Origin of the sequence: Pseudomonas sp. PSB11, assembly GCF_014596605.1 — a bacterium.
Taxonomy (GTDB): Bacteria; Pseudomonadota; Gammaproteobacteria; order Pseudomonadales; family Pseudomonadaceae; genus Aquipseudomonas; species Aquipseudomonas umsongensis.
The window spans coordinates 12,709-31,567 of sequence record NZ_NOIO01000031.1 but is presented as its reverse complement, the minus strand read 5'-3'; the positions used below and the strand labels follow the sequence as shown (position 1 = coordinate 31,567).

Annotated in this window: 16 protein-coding genes; 11 read left to right on the top strand and 5 right to left on the bottom strand. The window is 58.6% G+C overall.

Annotation, left to right across the window (positions count from 1 at the left end; translation table 11 throughout):
* The first annotated feature begins 135 nt into the window (after positions 1-135).
* Entirely contained in the window at positions 136-594 is a 459-nt protein-coding gene (locus tag CGA21_RS25980; RefSeq protein ID WP_188265346.1) for an REP-associated tyrosine transposase, read from the top strand.
* Between the two features lie 123 nt (positions 595-717).
* Here CGA21_RS25980 and CGA21_RS25975 read toward each other — a convergent pair whose 3' ends face one another.
* Positions 718-1,323 carry a TetR/AcrR family transcriptional regulator gene (locus CGA21_RS25975; protein WP_033043606.1) on the bottom strand — a complete coding sequence of 202 codons (606 nt, stop codon included), beginning with the start codon at positions 1,321-1,323 and terminating at the stop codon, positions 718-720.
* A gap of 134 nt (positions 1,324-1,457) precedes the next feature.
* Here CGA21_RS25975 and CGA21_RS25970 point away from each other — a divergent pair, with 134 nt between their 5' ends.
* Positions 1,458-2,372: a DUF808 domain-containing protein gene (locus CGA21_RS25970; protein ID WP_188265345.1), complete on the top strand. Its 915-nt coding sequence runs from the start codon at positions 1,458-1,460 to the stop codon at positions 2,370-2,372.
* A 107-nt stretch (positions 2,373-2,479) separates the two neighbouring features.
* On the opposite strand, the gene CGA21_RS25965 is transcribed toward CGA21_RS25970, so the two are convergent.
* Together CGA21_RS25965 and CGA21_RS25960 are read right to left on the bottom strand one after the other, a co-directional pair.
* Positions 2,480-3,268 (bottom strand): VacJ family lipoprotein, encoded by a 789-nt coding sequence (locus CGA21_RS25965; protein WP_033043605.1) that lies wholly within the window; start codon positions 3,266-3,268, stop codon positions 2,480-2,482.
* Complete coding sequence (locus CGA21_RS25960) at positions 3,261-4,559, bottom strand: hypothetical protein (protein WP_020797017.1); 1,299 nt, start codon at positions 4,557-4,559, stop codon at positions 3,261-3,263. The genes CGA21_RS25965 and CGA21_RS25960 overlap by 8 nt, the downstream gene beginning before the upstream one ends.
* A gap of 223 nt (positions 4,560-4,782) precedes the next feature.
* Between CGA21_RS25960 and CGA21_RS25955 the strand changes: the two genes are divergently transcribed.
* Entirely contained in the window at positions 4,783-5,151 is a 369-nt protein-coding gene (locus CGA21_RS25955) for a hypothetical protein (RefSeq protein WP_188265344.1), read from the top strand.
* Between the two features lie 124 nt (positions 5,152-5,275).
* Here the strand turns inward: CGA21_RS25955 and CGA21_RS25950 are convergent, their stop codons facing one another.
* Positions 5,276-6,871 (bottom strand): beta (1-6) glucans synthase, encoded by a 1,596-nt coding sequence (locus tag CGA21_RS25950; RefSeq protein ID WP_188265343.1) that lies wholly within the window; start codon positions 6,869-6,871, stop codon positions 5,276-5,278.
* A 288-nt stretch (positions 6,872-7,159) separates the two neighbouring features.
* Here CGA21_RS25950 and CGA21_RS25945 point away from each other — a divergent pair, with 288 nt between their 5' ends.
* The 3 genes from CGA21_RS25945 (at position 7,160) to CGA21_RS25935 (ending at position 10,216) form a co-directional block, all read left to right on the top strand.
* The gene (locus CGA21_RS25945) at positions 7,160-8,011 is read left to right on the top strand and encodes a glycine betaine ABC transporter substrate-binding protein (protein ID WP_008061176.1); all 852 of its coding nucleotides are present in this window, start codon (positions 7,160-7,162) and stop codon (positions 8,009-8,011) included.
* 238 nt (positions 8,012-8,249) lie between these two features.
* Positions 8,250-8,561 carry a DUF485 domain-containing protein gene (locus CGA21_RS25940; protein WP_110746318.1) on the top strand — a complete coding sequence of 104 codons (312 nt, stop codon included), beginning with the start codon at positions 8,250-8,252 and terminating at the stop codon, positions 8,559-8,561.
* On the top strand, positions 8,558-10,216 hold the full coding sequence (locus CGA21_RS25935) for a cation acetate symporter (RefSeq protein ID WP_110746319.1): 1,659 nt from the start codon (positions 8,558-8,560) through the stop codon (positions 10,214-10,216). The genes CGA21_RS25940 and CGA21_RS25935 overlap by 4 nt, the downstream gene beginning before the upstream one ends.
* 659 nt (positions 10,217-10,875) lie before the next feature.
* Here CGA21_RS25935 and gltA read toward each other — a convergent pair.
* Complete coding sequence (gene gltA / locus CGA21_RS25930; protein WP_007959044.1) at positions 10,876-12,165, bottom strand: citrate synthase; 1,290 nt, start codon at positions 12,163-12,165, stop codon at positions 10,876-10,878.
* A gap of 363 nt (positions 12,166-12,528) precedes the next feature.
* On the opposite strand from gltA, the gene sdhC reads away from it, so the two are divergent.
* From sdhC to CGA21_RS25905, 5 genes are all read left to right on the top strand, one after another.
* Positions 12,529-12,903 carry a succinate dehydrogenase, cytochrome b556 subunit gene (gene sdhC, locus CGA21_RS25925; RefSeq protein WP_042955706.1) on the top strand — a complete coding sequence of 125 codons (375 nt, stop codon included), beginning with the start codon at positions 12,529-12,531 and terminating at the stop codon, positions 12,901-12,903.
* The gene (gene sdhD, locus CGA21_RS25920; protein WP_020799806.1) at positions 12,897-13,265 is read left to right on the top strand and encodes a succinate dehydrogenase, hydrophobic membrane anchor protein; all 369 of its coding nucleotides are present in this window, start codon (positions 12,897-12,899) and stop codon (positions 13,263-13,265) included. The genes sdhC and sdhD overlap by 7 nt, the downstream gene beginning before the upstream one ends.
* Before the next feature lie 3 nt (positions 13,266-13,268).
* Entirely contained in the window at positions 13,269-15,041 is a 1,773-nt protein-coding gene (gene sdhA, locus CGA21_RS25915; RefSeq protein WP_083348459.1) for a succinate dehydrogenase flavoprotein subunit, read from the top strand.
* Between the two features lie 11 nt (positions 15,042-15,052).
* Complete coding sequence (locus tag CGA21_RS25910; protein ID WP_008063297.1) at positions 15,053-15,757, top strand: succinate dehydrogenase iron-sulfur subunit; 705 nt, start codon at positions 15,053-15,055, stop codon at positions 15,755-15,757.
* A gap of 253 nt (positions 15,758-16,010) precedes the next feature.
* Complete coding sequence (locus tag CGA21_RS25905; protein ID WP_020799804.1) at positions 16,011-18,842, top strand: 2-oxoglutarate dehydrogenase E1 component; 2,832 nt, start codon at positions 16,011-16,013, stop codon at positions 18,840-18,842.
* Positions 18,843-18,859 lie beyond the last annotated feature (17 nt).

Here is an 18,859-nt window from a genome sequence, read left to right as displayed (position 1 = left end):
AATGCAATCCAAATGTGGGAGCGGGCTTGCTCGCGAAGGCGATCTAGCGGAAACATTAAGCCAAAAGTCTACGCTGCGATTTTGCAGTCGCTGATCTAACCTTTCCTTGATTTCAACATGAGGAAGGGCAATGGAATGCCTGAACTGTCGGCTTCACACCGCCTGCGTATCGGCCGATATACCGAGCAAAACCGCATCTACCTGCTGACTACCAATACCCTGAGGCGAGAACCTGTTTTCAGGAATTACACCTTGGGACGCTTGGTGGTCCACCAATTTAAGCAAGCACAGAATGATGGCTTCGCCGATTCCTTGGCCTGGGTAGTCATGCCCGATCATTTTCATTGGTTGATTCAGTTGAACAAAGGCTCATTGGGACAGCTGATGTGTCAAACCAAATCCTTGAGTACTCGAGCAATCAATGCGGCAAGTGGCAGAACAGGCAGTCTCTGGCAGCAGAGTTTCCATGATCATGCTTTGCGCAAAGAAGCAGATCTGGTGAAATTGGCTCGATATGTGGTGGCCAATCCGTTGCGGGCTGGATTGGTTGAGAAACTCGGCAACTACCCATTGTGGGATGCAATCTGGGTTTGACAGGTGTAACGAGTTGTCTTCATTCGCGAGCAAGCCCGCTCCCACATTTGACCGCTTTCTTCCTAGCGAAACTCGATCAAATGTGGGAGCGGGCTTGCTCGCGAATGGTCGCGCCGCGGTGTATCAGTCCGGCTCACACCCCTTGAGCACCAGCCGGATAATCGTCTGCGCGGCCGCTTCATAATCCTCTTCATCCAGCTTGGCCTTGCCGGTGATGGCGGTGATCTGCCAGTCGAAGTCGGCGTAGGTCTGGGTCGCGGCCCAGATGCTGAACATCAGGTGATTGGGGTCGATTGGCGCAATCTGGCCACGATCGATCCAGGTCTGGATGCAATCGATGTTGTGCTTGGCCTGGCCGTTGAGCTGTTCGACCAGGTCGGAACTCAGGTGCGGCGCGCCATGCATGATTTCGCTGGCGAAGACCTTGGAAGCGAAGGGCAGGTCGCGAGAGATGCGGATTTTCGAGCGGATATAGCCGCTCAGCACTTCACTGGGCACGCCGTCGGGATTGAACGGTGTCGAAGCCTGCAGAATCGGTTCGATGATGCTTTCCAGGACCTCGCGATAGAGGTTTTCCTTGGATTTGAAGTAGTAGTAGACGTTGGGCTTGGGCAATCCCGCCTTGGCTGCGATATCACTGGTTTTGGTCGCAGCGAAGCCCTTGTCGGCAAATTCTTCGCTGGCGGCACGCAGGATCAGTTGTTTGTTGCGCTCGCGGATGGTGCTCATAAACCAGGGGGTTCCTTGCCTGTACTGGCGGTGGCGCATGGTAGCACCGGCCTTCGGCGAGGCTCAAGAATGCTCCGTGCGGCGTCAGGCCGCGCTATGCTGCACGGCATTCATTCAAGAAGGAAAGCCGATTCATGGCAGGAAGCAGTTTGCTCGTGCTGATCGACGACATCGCAGCCGTACTGGACGATGTGGCGTTGATGACCAAAATGGCCGCCAAGAAGACCGCCGGTGTGCTGGGCGATGATCTGGCGCTCAATGCCCAGCAGGTTAGCGGCGTGCGTGCCGATCGGGAAATCCCGGTGGTCTGGGCGGTCGCCAAGGGCTCGTTTATCAACAAGCTGATCCTGGTGCCGTCGGCACTGGCCATCAGCGCATTCATCCCGTGGCTGGTCACGCCATTGCTGATGTTGGGGGGCGCTTACCTGTGTTTCGAGGGGTTCGAAAAGCTCGCCCATAAATTCCTCCATAGCAAGGCTGAAGACCAGGCCGAACATGCCGAACTGGTCGAGGCAGTGGCGGACCCGGCGGTCGATCTGGTGGCGTTCGAAAAGGACAAGATCAAGGGCGCGATCCGCACCGACTTCATCCTCTCGGCGGAAATCATCGCCATCACCCTCGGCGTCGTGGCCGATTCGGCGCTGACCCAACAAGTGGTCGTGCTCTCGGGCATCGCCATCGTCATGACGATCGGCGTCTACGGGCTGGTGGCCGGCATCGTCAAGCTCGATGACCTGGGCCTGTGGCTGACCCAGAAGCCGGGGCAGATGGTCAAAAGCATCGGCAACGGCATCCTGCGCGCGGCGCCGTACATGATGAAAAGCCTGTCGGTGATCGGTACGGCGGCCATGTTCCTGGTCGGTGGGGGCATCCTCACCCACGGTGTTCCGGTGGTGCATCACTGGATCGAAAGTGTCAGTGCGGGGGCGGGCGGTGCCGGGTTTATCGTACCGACGCTGCTCAATGGGGTGGCGGGGATTGTGGCGGGGGCGGTGGTGTTGGTGGGGGTTATGGCCGTCAGCAAGATCTGGCGAGCAGTCAAAGGTTAAAGCTGTAGGAGCCAGCTTGCTGGCGATTGGCCCTTGAGTCTTGTGTAGACCTTTCGAGCGCTATCGCTGGCAAGCCAGTTCCTACAGGGTGTTTGTGGCCGATGGTATTACTCGGCGATCTGCAATTTGCGCGACTCGGTGTACACGTACCGCACTTTCTCGTACTCGAACGGCGAGTTCAGTTGGCCATAACGGAAGCTGGTCTGGTTGCGTTTGTCGATGCCGCGCAGGATCCAGACTTCTGGATGGTTGGAGCTGACTTCGGACACGTTGAGGAAGTTGATTGCATTCTCGGCGCTGAAGTCGACTGCCAGCCCGCCCGTGTCACGCAGATTGGACGGTCCCAGGATCGGCAGTACGAAGTAGGCGCCGCCCGGTACACCATAGAAGCCCAGGGTCTGGCCGAAGTCTTCGTTCTGGCGCGGCAGGCCCATGGCGGTGGCCGGGTCCCACAAGCCGGCGATGCCGATGGTGGTGTTGAGCAGCAATCGACCGGTGATCTCCATCGAACGCTGGCCCTTGAACTGCAACAGGCTGTTCAGCAGGTTCGGTACGTCGCCCAGGTTGTTGAAGAAATTGCTGACGCCAGTGCGCAAGAAGCTCGGCGTGATATAGCGATAGCCATCGACCACTGGCAGGAACACCCACTGATCGAACCGGTAGTTGAAGTGGTAGACACGGCGGTTCCACTGCTCCAGCGGGTCGTAGACATTCAGGGCGCCGAGCGTCGAACGTTCGAATTCGCGCTGGTCCAGGCCCGGGTTGAACTTGAGTTTGCTCAGGGGTTCCTTGAAGCCGTCGCTGTCGATGACGACAGGGGCGTTGGCTTTGCTGTTATCTGCATGGGCAATGCCTGCACTGAGTAACGCGGCGATAAGCAGGAGGTATTTAGCCACGGAAGAACTCCAGCATGGCGTCGCTGTTGACGCGATAGTTAAGGTTGCCGCAATGGCCGCCCAGCGGGTAAACGGTCAGGCGATCGCCAAACGTCTTGCGCAGGAAACCCAGGTCTCCAGGGCCGAGAATCACGTCGTCGGCATTGTGCATCACGGCGATTTTCGGGCTGTCATGCAGGTAGTCCTTCAGTGCATACAAGCTCACCTGGTCGATCAGTTGCAGCAGGCTGCCGCCGTCGGTGCGGGCGCGCCACATCGGGATGACCTGTTCGGTGATGTAGCAGTCGAAGTCGCACTGCAGTGCTCGCTTGAAGTACGGCGAGAGGCTGGTGCCTTCGGTGATGGGCGTCTTGGGTGGAGTGATCAGGCCACGACGGTTGATCAGGTCCGACGTAAAGGCGATATCGGCGGCCGAGAAGCGGAACGAGGTGCCGATGAGCATGGCCATCTGTTCGTTGCTCAGGTGCTGCTTGGACTGCTGGAAGTCGTAGAGCAGCGCGTCGTTGAGATCGATGTAGCCCTTCTGCTGGAAGTAACGGGTCAGTTTGTTCAGCACCAGCTCATAGAACGTGGTGGTGTTGGTGATGCCCTTGACCTCGGTCTGGACCAGTCGGTCCAGGTTGGTGATCGAGGTGTAGAGATTGACCGGAGGATTGAGCAGCAGCACTTTCTTGAAGTTGAAGCTGCGGCGGGTTTCGTCCAGGTGCGCAACGAATGCTGCATCCAGCGCGCCCAGGCTGTAGCCGGTCAGGTAGTAATCGGTCACCGGCAGTTTAGGGTTTTGCGCCCGCACCGCTTGCATCACCCGATACATGTCTTCGGCGTCGTCCTTGGTGATACCGGGCGTGGCAAAGCGTGAGGCGGCGCTCATGAAGTCGAAGCTGGTGGGCGACGACAATTGCACCACGTGGTACCCGGCCTTGTAATAAAGCTTTTTCAAGTATTCGTTAAGGCTGCTGTCATAGCGCGCGCCCGTGCCGGCGATCAGGAAAATCAACGGCGCGGCTTTATCCTGGGTGGCAATGCGATAGGTGAGCTTCTTCACTGGCCAGAAGTTGTCAGGCAGTTCGAATGCGCGTTCCGGGCGCAAGGTGACACTGCGATCGGCCTGATCGATGTCGTCGTCCAGCGGCAGCTCGGGGCGCAAATCCGGCGGCGTCGTGGCAATCGTTGCCTCGAACGGGTTGGTCAAGGGGTAGCCATAACTGGCAGCGTCGATATCGACCGCCAGTGCGGACGCACTCAAGATAAGGCCGCCAAACAGGGCGGCGAAGCGCAAGGAACGGAGCATGACTAGATCCCTTAGAGAAGGTGCCGAATGAAGTTCGCAGGCTATGACCACTGGATCCGGGCCAAAGTGCCACGCATCGGCACCAAACAGGCCTTAATTCCGAGTAATAGTAGCGCGACGATACACTTTGCAGTGATTGAATGACCAGTTATCAGTTGTTATTGCTTGCGTCGGGCTGCCGGGGGATTAAGCTGGCCGCCGTTTTTGCGTATTGGAGCGCCCCATGTCCCGCCGTCTGCCCGTGATTCTGTTGCTTGTCCTGTTGCCACTCTGGCTGGCCGCCAGCTATGGCGCGCGTTATGGCTTCATGGAAGATGCGCAGTGGGTCGGTATTTGCGTGGATGAGGCAAGCCGTTGGGAATGCCAGGTGCGTTCGAACCTGGGGCTGATGATTCACTTCCAGGTATTGGGCTGGGGCGCGTTGGCTGCCGCGGTGATCGGCTTTGTGCTGCCCGGGCGGGCAGGGTGGTGGTTGGCGATGCTGGCGCTGGTGTTCGGGTTTCCGGCATTGGCGTTGTACAACACGACGATGGCGGTGTTTGCGGTGGTGATTGCGGGGTTGCGGTTGGTCAGGGCCTCCCGTACCACGTGATAGTGAGCTTTCGCGAGCAGGCTCGCTCCCACAGTAGATTTTCAATGAACACAGATTTTGTGTACTGCGAAGATCACAATGTGGGAGCGAGCCTGCTCGCGAAGAGGCCGGATGCAGCGCCAAATCAGCCCTTGCGAACCCGCAAGCTGCGCCACAACGCCGCTACCATCAATCCACTCACCGCCGCCCAACCCCAGGCCTGCTGGTTGTGCAAACCTTCCTGATAAAGCTGAGGTGCAATACCGGCGCCAATGATGAAGGTCAGCAAGGCAATCTCCCGACGCGGCACACTGACCGGGCGGCATAGATAAACCAGCGCCGGCACGATGAACGCAACGCTGGGGAAGCTGCGATAGCGCGGATCAAATACCAGTTCAAGCATCGTTACCGCCGCGGCAAATCCTGCCACTGCCAGTATCCAGCCAGCGCGGCGCTCCAGCGCATTGAACGCCCAGCCACGCCAACCGGAGCGAGGACTCAAGGTTAGCGCGGCGTGGGCCAGCACCAGCACATTCAACGCGGTCAGCAACGCGACCCACAACCATTCGCTGGTAAAACGCGTGGTGACCCGTGCCAGGTCGCCCCAGGCGCCTACCGCGCAAGCGGCCAGTGCACCGAGCAGTGGCAGGACCAGGGCAGAGCGCGTGTTGTTCACGCGTCCGCCAAGAAACAGTGTGCCAAGGAAGATGAACCCACCCACCACCAGCCACTGCGACCAGTACGGCACATTGGTCACCGGCCCTGCGAGCACGCCCTTGTCCTGGCGATCGGCATCGAACAGTCCCCAGTAACCGCCGACCGCGCCCTCGCTGGCACGTTTCCACGGCTGGTCGAAGGCTTCGATGAGGTTGTAGTGCCAACCATTTTGTTCGGCCATGGCGACAAAACCACGAATGAACCTGGCTTCGTTGACCCGGCTCGGCAGGGCGGTTTCACGCTGGCGGCCTTCGCTTGGCCAGCCGGTTTCGCCAATCATCACGTCCTTGGGTGCGAACTTGTTGCCGAACACCTGGCGCACTTGCGCTACATGTTGCAGTGCGGCATCGATGTTCGACGGATCATCTTCCCAGTAAGGCAGCAAATGGATAGTCAGGAAGTCCACGGCCGGTGCGATCTCCGGGTGCTTGAGCCAGAACTCCCAGACATCGGCATAGGTAACGGGTTGCTTGACCTGGCTTTTGACCTTGTTGATAAGCCTGACCAACTGAGCGCCGGTGACTTCCTTGCGCAGCAGGGTTTCGTTGCCGACGATCACAGCACTGACCACGTCTGCGTTGGCGTTGGCCGAGGCGATCAGCAGGTCGACTTCTTTTTCGGTGTCCGCCGGGTTGCTGTTGATCCAGGCGCCGATCATCATTTTCAACCCATGCTTGCGCGCCAGATCGGGTAGCGCCTCGAGCCCCGTCATCGAGTACGTGCGGATGCATTCGAAGCGCGTTGCCAGCAGCGCGAGGTCCGCATCCATGCGCTCGGGACGCAGGTTGAATGGCACGTCGAATGGCGACTGGTCCTTGTCGAACGGGGTGTAGGAAGCACATTGCAGCTTGTGCGTGGCACTGGCGACGTCCGGCAGGATCACCGGTTTGCCCAGGCCATACCAGAAGCCGCCGAGGGCAAACAGCCCCAGCAGGCAAGCAAATAGATAAGCAAAAAAAGGAAAACGGGATGTCGCGGACATGGTCAGGCCGTGTGGGAGCAAAGCGGCGCATGTTACCTGCATTTATCTCCCGCTTGGTGGCCTGCATGATTTTGACATGCAAAGTTCGGGCGGATTGCCCGGCGCGGTTGTCTGGCGCGGGATTAATGGCGTTCTGATGTCGTTTCTCGCTGCCTTGAGGTCGCTGGCAGAGCAGGTCGCCGATAGCGTCAGGTTGATGATCGCAACTGTCAGTACTCCACTGATGATCGAACGAGTTTGCGGTGGGGCGTGATGGGGGCGCTGTGCACTATAACTATACGTTGACGCGACTCGGCATCCGTCGAGCGCAGCACTTTCGGGGAAGTAACGATGAAGATGCGACGACTTTTAGGCGCAGGTGCCGCTCTGGTGCTTGCGATGGGCTCCACATTCGCCAATGCCGAGAACAAGACCCTGAGCATCGGCTACGTTGACGGCTGGTCCGACAGCGTTGCTACCACTCACGTGGCCGCTGAGGTGATCAAGCAGAAGCTGAATTACGACGTGAAGCTGCAAGCCGTCGCCACCGGGATCATGTGGCAGGGCGTGGCCACCGGGAAACTCGACGCCATGCTGTCGGCCTGGCTGCCAGTGACCCACGGCGATTACTGGGCGAAGAACAAGGACCAGGTCGTCGACTACGGTCCGAACTTCAAGGACGCCAAGATCGGCTTGATCGTGCCGGAGTACGTCAAGGCCAAGTCGCTTGAAGACCTGAAGACCGATGACAGCTTCAAAAAACGCATCGTTGGCATCGACGCCGGTTCAGGCGTGATGCTCAAGACCGAGCAGGCGATCAAGGACTACGACCTGACCGGTTATCAACTCAAGGCCAGTTCCGGCGCCGGCATGATTGCCGAGCTGACCCGTGCCGAGAAGAAAAACGAATCCATTGCTGTGACCGGCTGGGTGCCGCACTGGATGTTCGCCAAGTGGAAACTGCGCTTCCTGGAAGACCCGAAAGGCGTGTACGGCGCGGCTGAAACCGTGAACAGCATCGGCAGCAAAGAGCTGGCGACCAAGGCACCGGAAGTGGCCAAGTTCCTGAAGAACTTCCAGTGGGCTTCGAAAGACGAAATCGGCGAAGTCATGCTGGCGATTCAGGAAGGTGCCAAGCCTGAGGCAGCGGCGAAGGATTGGGTAGCCAAGCACCCGGAGCGCGTGGCTGACTGGATCAAGTAATAGCTGCACCGCCGTACCCTGTGGGAGCGAGCCTGCTCGCGAAGCGTTCTGTCAGTTGACCTAGATGTCGACTGATCTGACGCTTTCGCGAGCAGGCTCGCTCCCACATTTATTTATTCTTGCTGGACTTTGGCGAATACGTCACGTGGTTCTAAGACTAAGGTCGTCTGGAACCTGCCCCGCAGCCGCATAGAGTGGATACCGTTCCAACTAAATCTGTGCTGCGAGGATAAAAACAATGAACGACAGCATTTACCTCTCGATTCAAAACAGCCCGCGATTCAAGGAGCTGGTTAGCAAGAGGGAACGATTCGCCTGGATTCTTTCGGCGATCATGCTAGGGCTTTACTCCGGATTCATCCTTTTGATTGCCTACGGGCCGCAGGTGCTGGGGGCGAAAATCAGCCCTGAGTCATCGATTACCTGGGGCATACCGATCGGTGTCGGGCTGATTGTTTCAGCCTTCGTCCTGACCGGGATCTACGTACGACGCGCCAATGGCGAATTCGACGACCTGAACAATGCGATTCTCAAGGAGGCTCAGCAATGATCCGGCGTCTAATGGCTCTCTTGAGCATCGCAGCCTTCGCACCGGGCGCCTGGGCGGCTGACGCCCTGACTGGCGCCGTGCAGAAACAACCGCTCAACGTGTCTGCGATTCTGATGTTCGTCGCATTCGTTGGCGCGACCCTGTGCATCACCTACTGGGCGTCCAAGAAAAACAAGTCGGCCTCCGACTACTACGCGGCGGGCGGCAAGATCACCGGCTTCCAGAACGGCCTGGCGATTGCCGGTGACTACATGTCGGCGGCGTCCTTCCTGGGTATTTCCGCGCTGGTGTTTACCTCCGGCTACGATGGCCTGATCTACTCGATCGGCTTCCTGGTGGGCTGGCCGATCATTCTGTTCCTGATCGCCGAGCGCCTGCGCAACCTGGGCAAATACACCTTTGCCGACGTGGCGTCCTATCGTCTTGGGCAAACCCAGATCCGCTCGCTGTCCGCTTGCGGTTCGCTGGTCGTGGTGGCGTTCTACCTGATCGCGCAAATGGTCGGTGCCGGCAAGCTGATCCAGCTGCTGTTCGGTCTCGACTATCACGTTGCGGTGATCCTGGTCGGTATCCTGATGTGCATGTACGTGCTGTTCGGCGGCATGCTGGCGACCACCTGGGTGCAGATCATCAAGGCTGTGTTGCTGCTGTCCGGCGCTTCCTTCATGGCGCTGATGGTGATGAAGCACGTCAACTTCGACTTCAACATGTTGTTCTCCGAGGCGATCAAGGTTCACCCTAAAGGTGAAGCGATCATGAGCCCGGGCGGCCTGGTGAAAGATCCGGTCTCGGCATTCTCCCTTGGTCTGGCACTGATGTTCGGTACCGCTGGCCTGCCGCACATCCTGATGCGCTTCTTCACCGTGAGTGACGCAAAAGAAGCGCGCAAGAGCGTGTTGTACGCAACCGGCTTCATCGGCTATTTCTACATCCTGACCTTCATCATCGGCTTCGGCGCGATCCTGCTGGTCAGCACCAACCCGGCCTTCAAGGATGCGGCTGGCGCGCTGTTGGGCGGTAACAACATGGCGGCGGTGCACCTGGCCAATGCGGTCGGTGGCAGTATCTTCCTGGGCTTCATCTCGGCGGTAGCGTTCGCAACCATCCTGGCAGTGGTGGCCGGCCTGACCCTCGCCGGTGCCTCGGCCGTGTCCCATGACCTGTACGCCAGCGTGATCAAGAAGGGCAAGGCCAACGAGAAGGACGAGATCCGCGTGTCGAAAATCACCACCATCGCCCTGGCGGTGCTGGCGATCGGCCTGGGTATCCTTTTCGAAAGCCAGAACATCGCGTTCATGGTCGGCCTGGCGTTCTCCATCGCGGCGAGCTGCAACTTCCCGGTGCTGCTGCTTTCCATGTACTGGAAAAAGCTGACCACTCGCGGCGCGATGATTGGTGGCTGGATGGGCCTGGTGAGCGCTGTAGGCTTGATGGTGCTTGGCCCAACCATCTGGGTGCAGATCCTGCATCACGAGAAGGCGATCTTCCCGTATGAGTACCCTGCACTGTTCTCGATGATCATTGCCTTTATCGGGATCTGGTTCTTCTCGATCACCGACAAGTCGACCGCGGCTGACAACGAGCGGGCGCTGTTCTTCCCGCAGTTCGTTCGTTCGCAGACTGGTTTGGGGGCGAGCGGGGCGGTTTCGCACTAAGGCTTCAAGTTTGTTGGCTTAAATAGAAATGCCCCGATTGAGAGATTGGGGCATTTTTTTTGGGCGGTTATCGGACATTTTTGACGTGAGATTTGTCTGCGAAGGCGGCCTTACAGCCGACCTATCTTTTGTTAACCGGGTACATATCCATTCCTGCGGTAACGGTGACTTATGGTTTCGCCCTTACGACGACTCCACAGGGGAATGTGGTCAGACCTGCAATCAGGTCGGCTGTCAGGCCGCCTCGCTTTTGCGTTTGATCTTGATCTGGCTTTTGATTTTCTTGCCACATCGAGAGGCTTCGTTCCGGTTCTGCGCAGTGGGTAAACCGGCATGGATGCCGGTTTAGCCGCGCTGGGCCATGGATGGCCCATCGCGGCGGGCCCTGTAGGAGCGAGCATGCTCGCGAAAAACGCCAGAACAACACGGGCATTCAGATAGCCCTCGTCATCGTTGACGACCATCGTCGGAACGCCGCCCGGAGCATGCTCGCTCCTACAGGCTTTTCCAAGTGACTCGCCGTAAGGGCGAAACCGCCAGCAGCCGTTACCGCAGAAACGGATATGTCCACGATCAAAGAGTAAATCGGCACAGACAAAAACGGCCTCTATATAGAGGCCGTTCCCGGTACAACTCAACACGCTACAGCAAGACAGATCTTACTTGCGGTCTTCCAGCTTGGTGATGTCACGCGACTCGTAGCCGGTGTACAGCTGGCGCGGACGGCCGATCTTGTACGGGCTGGAGAGCATTTCTTTCCAGTGGGAGATCCAGCCCACGGTCCGCGCCAAGGCGAAGATCACGGTGAACATGCTGGTTGGAATGCCGATCGCCTTGAGGATGATCCCCGAGTAGAAGTCGACGTTCGGGTACAGCGAGCGTTCGATGAAGTACGGGTCGGTCAGGGCGATCTCTTCCAGGCGCATGGCCAGTTCGAGTTGCGGATCGTTCTGGATGCCCAGTTCCTTCAGTACTTCGTCGCAGGTCTGCTTCATTACTGTGGCGCGAGGGTCGCGGTTTTTGTAAACGCGGTGACCGAAGCCCATCAGCTTGAACGGATCGTTCTTGTCCTTGGCCTTGGCGATGAACTTGTCGATGTTCGAGACATCGCCAATTTCGTCGAGCATGGTCAGTACGGCTTCGTTCGCACCGCCGTGGGCAGGGCCCCACAGTGCAGCGATGCCGGCAGCGATACAGGCGAACGGGTTGGCACCCGAGGAGCCCGCCAGGCGCACGGTGGAAGTCGACGCGTTCTGCTCGTGGTCGGCATGGAGGATGAAGATCCGGTCCATGGCCTTGGCGAGTACCGGGCTGATCGGTTTGATCTCGCACGGGGTGTTGAACATCATGTGCAGGAAGTTTTCCGCGTACGACAGGTCGTTGCGCGGGTACATCATGGGTTGGCCCATGGAGTACTTGTAAACCATCGCGGCCAGGGTTGGCATCTTGGCAACCAGGCGGATCGCGGAGATTTCGCGATGCTGCGGGTTATTGATGTCCAGGGAGTCGTGGTAGAAGGCCGAGAGGGCGCCGACTACACCACACATGACGGCCATCGGGTGGGCGTCACGGCGGAAGCCGTTGAAGAAGGTCTTCAGCTGCTCGTGAACCATGGTGTGGTTCTTCACGGTGCCGACGAACTGGGCCTTTTGTTCTGCGGTCGGCAGTTCGCCGTTGAGCAGTAGGTAGCAGGTTTCCAGGTAGTCCGACTTTTCAGCCAGCTGTTCGATCGGGTAGCCGCGGTGCAGCAGGATGCCGTTGTCGCCGTCGATATAGGTGATCTTCGACTCGCAGGAAGCGGTCGACATGAAACCAGGGTCGAAAGTGAAGCGGCCCGTGGCCGTCAGGCCCCGAACATCGATAACATCGGGACCAACGGTGCCGGTTAAAATGGGCAGCTCGACGGGGGCTGCGCCCTCGATGATCAACTGCGCTTTTTTGTCAGCCATGTGGCCTCCTATTTATGCTTGAAATCATCAGACAGACCCCCCACGCAGGGCCCGCACCACTATAGTGAGATAAATTTGAATGTCAATTTGCCTAAAGTCTTGCTCCAGAAGGCTTTAACCCTACTTTTTTATCGAAATTGACCGCCATTTACGCCTTTTATACGTGTTGCGCAATGCGCCGTTTTGGGAAGGTATGTCCGTTGTCATTAGTAGCCTAACTGTCTATACTCGGCCACCGACCGCCAAGGGCTTTTGGGCTTGCGTTATTGGGGGTCGCCTCCCTGGGTGGTGGTTACCTGACCAGTGCACTCCCCAACAACTTTGCCCTGATTGTTAGGGGCTCTTCAGTGTGAAAAAAAAGCCGTGAAAAGCCAACGACCTGTAAACCTAGACCTAAGGACCATCAAACTCCCAGTCACTGCTTACACGTCCATTCTTCACCGTATCTCCGGTGTCATCCTCTTCGTGTGCCTTGCCATCATGCTTTATGCATTGGACAAGTCGCTGAGTTCCGAGGAAGGCTTCGGCGAGGTGAAAGCGTGTCTGACCAGTCCGCTAGCCAAGCTAGTGATTTGGGGCATCCTGTCCGCCTTGCTGTATCACTTGGTTGCCGGTGTGCGCCACTTGATCATGGACATGGGCATCGGTGAGACGCTGGAAGGCGGCAAGCTGGGCTCGAAAATCGTTATCGCCGTTTCCGTGGTGGTAATCGTTCTGGCAGGAGTTTGGATATGGTAACTAACGTCACGAACCTCTCGCGTTCGGGCCTCTATGACTGGATGGCGCAACGTGTGTCTGCGGTCGTTCTCGCGGCTTACTTCATTTTCCTGATCGGATACCTCGCGGCGAACCCGGGCCTTGGCTATGACCAATGGCACGCGCTCTTCGCCAACAACTGGATGCGTATCTTCAGCCTGCTGGCCCTTGTTGCTCTGGGCGCTCACGCCTGGGTCGGCATGTGGACCATCGCGACCGACTACCTGACGCCGATGGCGTTCGGCAAGTCCGCGACGGCTATACGTTTCCTCTTCCAGGCAGTATGCGGCGTTGCGATGTTCGCTTACTTCGTCTGGGGCGTGCAGATTCTCTGGGGTATCTGATTCATGGCTAACATTCCAACGATTTCTTTCGACGCCATCATTATTGGTGGTGGCGGTGCCGGCATGCGCGCAGCGCTGCAACTGGCGCAAGGCGGTCACAAGACTGCGGTAATCACCAAGGTTTTCCCGACCCGTTCGCACACTGTATCCGCCCAGGGCGGCATCACCTGCGCCATCGCGTCCGCTGACCCGAACGATGACTGGCGCTGGCACATGTACGATACCGTCAAGGGTTCCGACTACATCGGTGACCAGGACGCTATCGAATACATGTGTCAGGAAGGCCCGGCCGCCGTTTTCGAGCTGGACCACATGGGTCTGCCGTTCTCGCGTACCGAAACCGGCCGTATCTACCAGCGTCCGTTCGGCGGTCAGTCCAAGGACTACGGTAAAGGCGGCCAGGCTGCCCGTACCTGCGCTGCGTCCGACCGTACCGGTCACGCGCTGCTGCACACCCTTTATCAGGGCAACCTGAAAGCCGGTACCACGTTCCTTAACGAGTACTACGCTGTTGACCTGGTGAAAAACCAGGCCGGCGAATTCGTCGGCGTTATCGCCATCTGCATCGAAACCGGCGAAACCACCTACATCCGTGCCAAGGCTACCGTTCTGGCCACTGGCGGTGCAGGTCGTATCTACGCGTCCACCACCAACGCCCTGATCAACACCGGCGACGGTGTCGGCATGGCCCTGCGTGCTGGCGTACCGGTACAAGACATCGAAATGTGGCAGTTCCACCCGACTGGCATCGCCGGCGCCGGCGTACTGGTGACCGAAGGTTGCCGTGGTGAAGGTGGATACCTGATCAACAAGCACGGCGAGCGTTTCATGGAGCGTTATGCTCCGAACGCCAAGGACCTTGCCGGTCGTGATGTTGTGGCTCGTTCGATGGTTAAAGAGATCATTGCCGGCAACGGCTGCGGTCCGAATGGCGACCACGTGATGCTCAAGCTCGACCACCTGGGCGAGGAAGTGCTGCACAGCCGTCTGCCAGGCATCTGCGAGCTGTCGAAGACTTTTGCGCACGTTGACCCGGTGGTTGCTCCGGTTCCGGTTGTTCCTACCTGCCACTACATGATGGGCGGCGTTGCCACCAACATTCATGGCCAGGCGATCACCCAGGACGCCGACGGCGTAGACACCATCATCCCGGGCCTGTTCGCTGTAGGCGAAGTGGCTTGCGTATCGGTTCACGGCGCCAACCGCCTGGGCGGCAACTCGCTGCTCGACCTGGTGGTCTTCGGCCGTGCTGCCGGCCTGCACCTGGAAAAGGCGCTGACCGACGGTATCGAGTACGACGACGCCACCGAAGCCGACATCACTGCGGCCCTGTCGCGCCTTGCCGCTCTGAACGAGCGTACCGATGGCGAAGACGTGGCAACCCTGCGTCGCGAGCTGCAAAACTGCATGCAGAACTACTTCGGTGTATTCCGTACCGGCGAATACATGCAGAAGGGTATTGCCCAGCTGGCTGACCTGCGCAAGCGCATCGCCAACGTCAAGATCAACGACAAGTCGCAGGCGTTCAACACTGCGCGTATCGAAGCTCTGGAACTGCAGAACCTGCTGGAAGTGGCTGAAGCTACCGCCATCGCCGCCGAAGTACGTAAAGAGTCCCGCGGTGCTCACGCCCGTGAAGACTTTGAAGACCGTGACGACGAAAACTGGCTGTGCCACACCTTGTACTTCCCGGGTGAGAAGCGCGTTGCCAAGCGTGCCGTGAACTTCTCGCCGAAGACGGTTCCGACTTTTGAACCTAAGATTCGGACTTATTAAGGGTGGCCGCCATGTTGCAAGTCAGTGTTTATCGTTACAACCCTGATCAGGACGCTGCGCCGTTCATGCAGGAATTCCAGGTTGATACCGGTGGTAAAGACCTGATGGTGCTGGACGTACTGGCCCTGATCAAAGAGCAGGACGAAGGTTTCTCCTATCGTCGCTCTTGCCGTGAAGGTGTTTGCGGTTCCGACGGCATGAACATCAACGGCAAAAACGGCCTGGCGTGCGTTACGCCGCTGTCCGCCGTCGTAAAAGGTAACAAGCTGATCGTTCGTCCTCTGCCAGGTTTGCCGGTTATCCGTGACCTGGTCGTCGATATGAGCATCTTCTACAAGCAATACGAAAAGGTTAAGCCTTACCTGCAGAACGACACGCCGGCTCCGGCCATCGAGCGTCTGCAGTCCCCTGAAGAGCGTGAAAAGCTCGACGGTCTGTACGAGTGCATCCTGTGCGCCTGCTGCTCGACCTCGTGCCCGTCCTTCTGGTGGAACCCGGACAAGTTCCTGGGTCCAGCTGCACTGCTGCAAGCGTACCGCTTCCTGGCAGACAGCCGTGATACCAAGACGTCCGAGCGTCTGGCTTCGCTCGATGACCCGTTCAGCGTATTCCGCTGCCGCGGGATCATGAACTGCGTCAACGTATGTCCCAAAGGCCTGAACCCGACTAAGGCCATTGGTCACATCCGTAACATGCTGCTCTCCAGCGGCGTGTGATTCAGCTGCTGTACCCGTTGTACCCGTAGATGCTGCGGCGCAGGCTTCAACCGGCGCCGTAGTTTTAACCTGAGCAGCAGCTTAAAAGGCTGCGGCTCTTATTTTGAAGAAATGAGACAAGCAGGGGCATCCGGGCTGGTACCCGGACTATCAGTGTGATCCTAGTGGCTTGTTTTGGTCGCTGCATTCGGACTTCTGCAAGTTTGCTCGGTGTCGACACCGGTGGTGTTCCCCTAACCGAGGGTGACCAAGCATGCAAGAAAGCGTGATGCAGCGCATGTGGAACAGCGCCTACCTATCCGGTAGTAACGCTGCCTATGTGGAAGAGCTCTACGAGCTCTACCTGCACGACCCTAACGCTGTGCCAGAAGAGTGGCGCACCTACTTCCAGAAGTTGCCTGCTGACGGCAACCCTGCCACCGATGTTTCGCACTCCACAATTCGCGATCATTTCGTCTTGCTGGCAAAGAACCAGCGCCGCGCCCAACCGGTTTCCGCCGGCAGCGTGAGCAGTGAGCACGAGAAGAAGCAAGTTGAAGTGCTGCGATTGATCCAGGCCTACCGTATGCGTGGCCACCAGGCAGCCCAGCTTGACCCGCTGGGGCTGTGGCAGCGTCCTGCACCTGCAGACCTGTCGATCAATCATTACGGCTTGACCAATGCCGATCTTGATACGACCTTCCGTGCCGGCGACCTGTTCATCGGCAAAGAGGAAGCGAGCCTACGCGAAATTCACGAAGCGTTGCAGCAGACATATTGCCGCACCATCGGCGCTGAATTTACGCACATCACCGATTCCGAGCAGCGCCAGTGGTTCCAGCAGCGTCTGGAAAGCGTGCGTGGTCGTCCGACGTACTCCGCCGACATCAAGAGCCACCTGCTCGAGCGCGTGACCGCCGGTGAAGGCCTGGAAAAATACCTGGGCACCAAATACCCGGGTACCAAGCGTTTCGGCCTGGAAGGCGGCGAAAGCCTGATTCCGATGCTCGACGAGCTGATCCAGCGTTCCGGTTCCTACGGCACCAAGGAAATCGTCATCGGCATGGCCCACCGTGGCCGTCTGAACGTCCTGGTCAACACCTTCGGCAAGAACCCGCGCGAGCTGTTCGACGAGTTCGAAGGCAAGAAGAAGGTCGAGCTGGGCTCCGGTGACGTTAAATACCACCAGGGTTTCTCGTCCAACGTGATGACCACCGGTGGTGAAGTTCACCTGGCCATGGCGTTCAACCCGTCCCACCTGGAAATCGTTTCCCCGGTGGTCGAGGGTTCGGTGCGCGCCCGTCAGGATCGTCGTAACGACCTGACCGGTGAGAAAGTCCTGCCGATCTCCATCCACGGTGACGCGGCATTCGCCGGTCAAGGCGTGGTGATGGAAACCTTCCAGATGTCGCAGACCCGCGGTTTCAAGACCGGCGGTACCGTGCACATCGTGATCAACAACCAGGTCGGTTTCACCATCAGCAACCCGCTGGACTCGCGTTCCACCGAGTACGCCACCGACGTCGCGAAGATGATCCAGGCGCCGATCCTCCATGTGAATGGCGATGATCCGGAAGCCGTGTTGTTCGTGACCCAGCTGGCCATCGACTACCGCATGCAGTTCAAGCGTGACGTGGTGATCGACCTGGTCTGCTACCGTCGTCGCGGCCACAACGAGGCCGACGAGCCAAGCGGCACCCAGCCGATCATGTATCAGCAGATCACCAAGCAGCGCACCACCCGTGAGCTGTACGCCGATCGTCTGACCCAGGCCGGTGTACTGGACGCTGAACGTGTCCAGGCTAAGGTCGACGAGTACCGCAACGCGCTGGACAACGGCCTGCACGTCGTGAAATCGCTGGTCAAGGAACCGAACAAAGAGCTGTTCGTGGACTGGCGTCCGTATCTGGGCCACGCCTGGACCGCGCGTCACGACACGCGCTTCGACCTGAAGACCTTGCAGGAACTGTCCGCCAAGCTGCTGGAAATTCCGGAAGGCTTCGTGGTTCAGCGCCAGGTTGCCAAGATCTACGAAGACCGTCAGAAGATGCAAGCCGGCGGCCTGCCGATCAACTGGGGTTACGCCGAAACCATGGCGTACGCGACCCTGGCGTTCGAAGGTCACCCGATCCGCATGACCGGCCAGGACATCGGCCGCGGTACGTTCTCGCACCGTCATGCCGTGTTGCACAACCAGAAGGACGCGGGCACCTACATCCCGTTGCAGAACCTGTACGACGGTCAGCCACGCTTCGACCTGTACGACTCGTTCCTGTCCGAAGAAGCGGTACTGGCGTTCGAGTACGGTTACTCGACCACCACGCCGAACGCGCTGGTTATCTGGGAAGCCCAGTTTGGCGACTTCGCCAACGGCGCCCAGGTTGTAATCGACCAGTTCATCACCAGTGGCGAGCACAAGTGGGGCCGTCTGTGCGGTCTGACCATGCTGCTGCCGCACGGTTATGAAGGTCAGGGGCCGGAGCACTCCTCGGCTCGTCTGGAGCGTTACCTGCAGCTGTGCGCCGAGCACAACATCCAGGTGTGCATGCCAACGACGCCGGCACAGATCTACCACTTGCTGCGCCGTCAGGTGATTCGCCCGCTGCGCAAGCCTCTGGTAGTCCTGACTCCGAAGTCGCTGCTGCGCCACAAGCTGGCCATCTCGACCCTGGAAGATCTGGCCGAAGGTTCCTTCCAGACCGTTATCCCGGAAATCGACGCCCAAGACCCGAAAAAGGTCGAGCGCGTTGTCCTGTGTAGCGGCAAGGTCTACTACGACCTGCTGGAAAAACGCCGTGCCGAAGGCCGTGACGATATCGCCATCGTGCGTATCGAGCAGCTGTACCCATTCCCTGAGGACGACTTGAAAGAAGTCCTGGCTCCCTACACCAACGCCAAGCATGCCGTTTGGTGCCAGGAAGAGCCGATGAACCAGGGTGCCTGGTACTGCAGCCAACACCACATGCGTCGCAGCATCAGCAACCTCAACAAGTCTCTCGTACTTGAGTACGCGGGCCGCGAGGCTTCTGCTGCACCGGCATGCGGTTACGCATCGATGCACGCCGAACAGCAGGAACAACTGCTGCAAGACGCCTTTACTGTTTAACGCCTTCGCGCACCTGA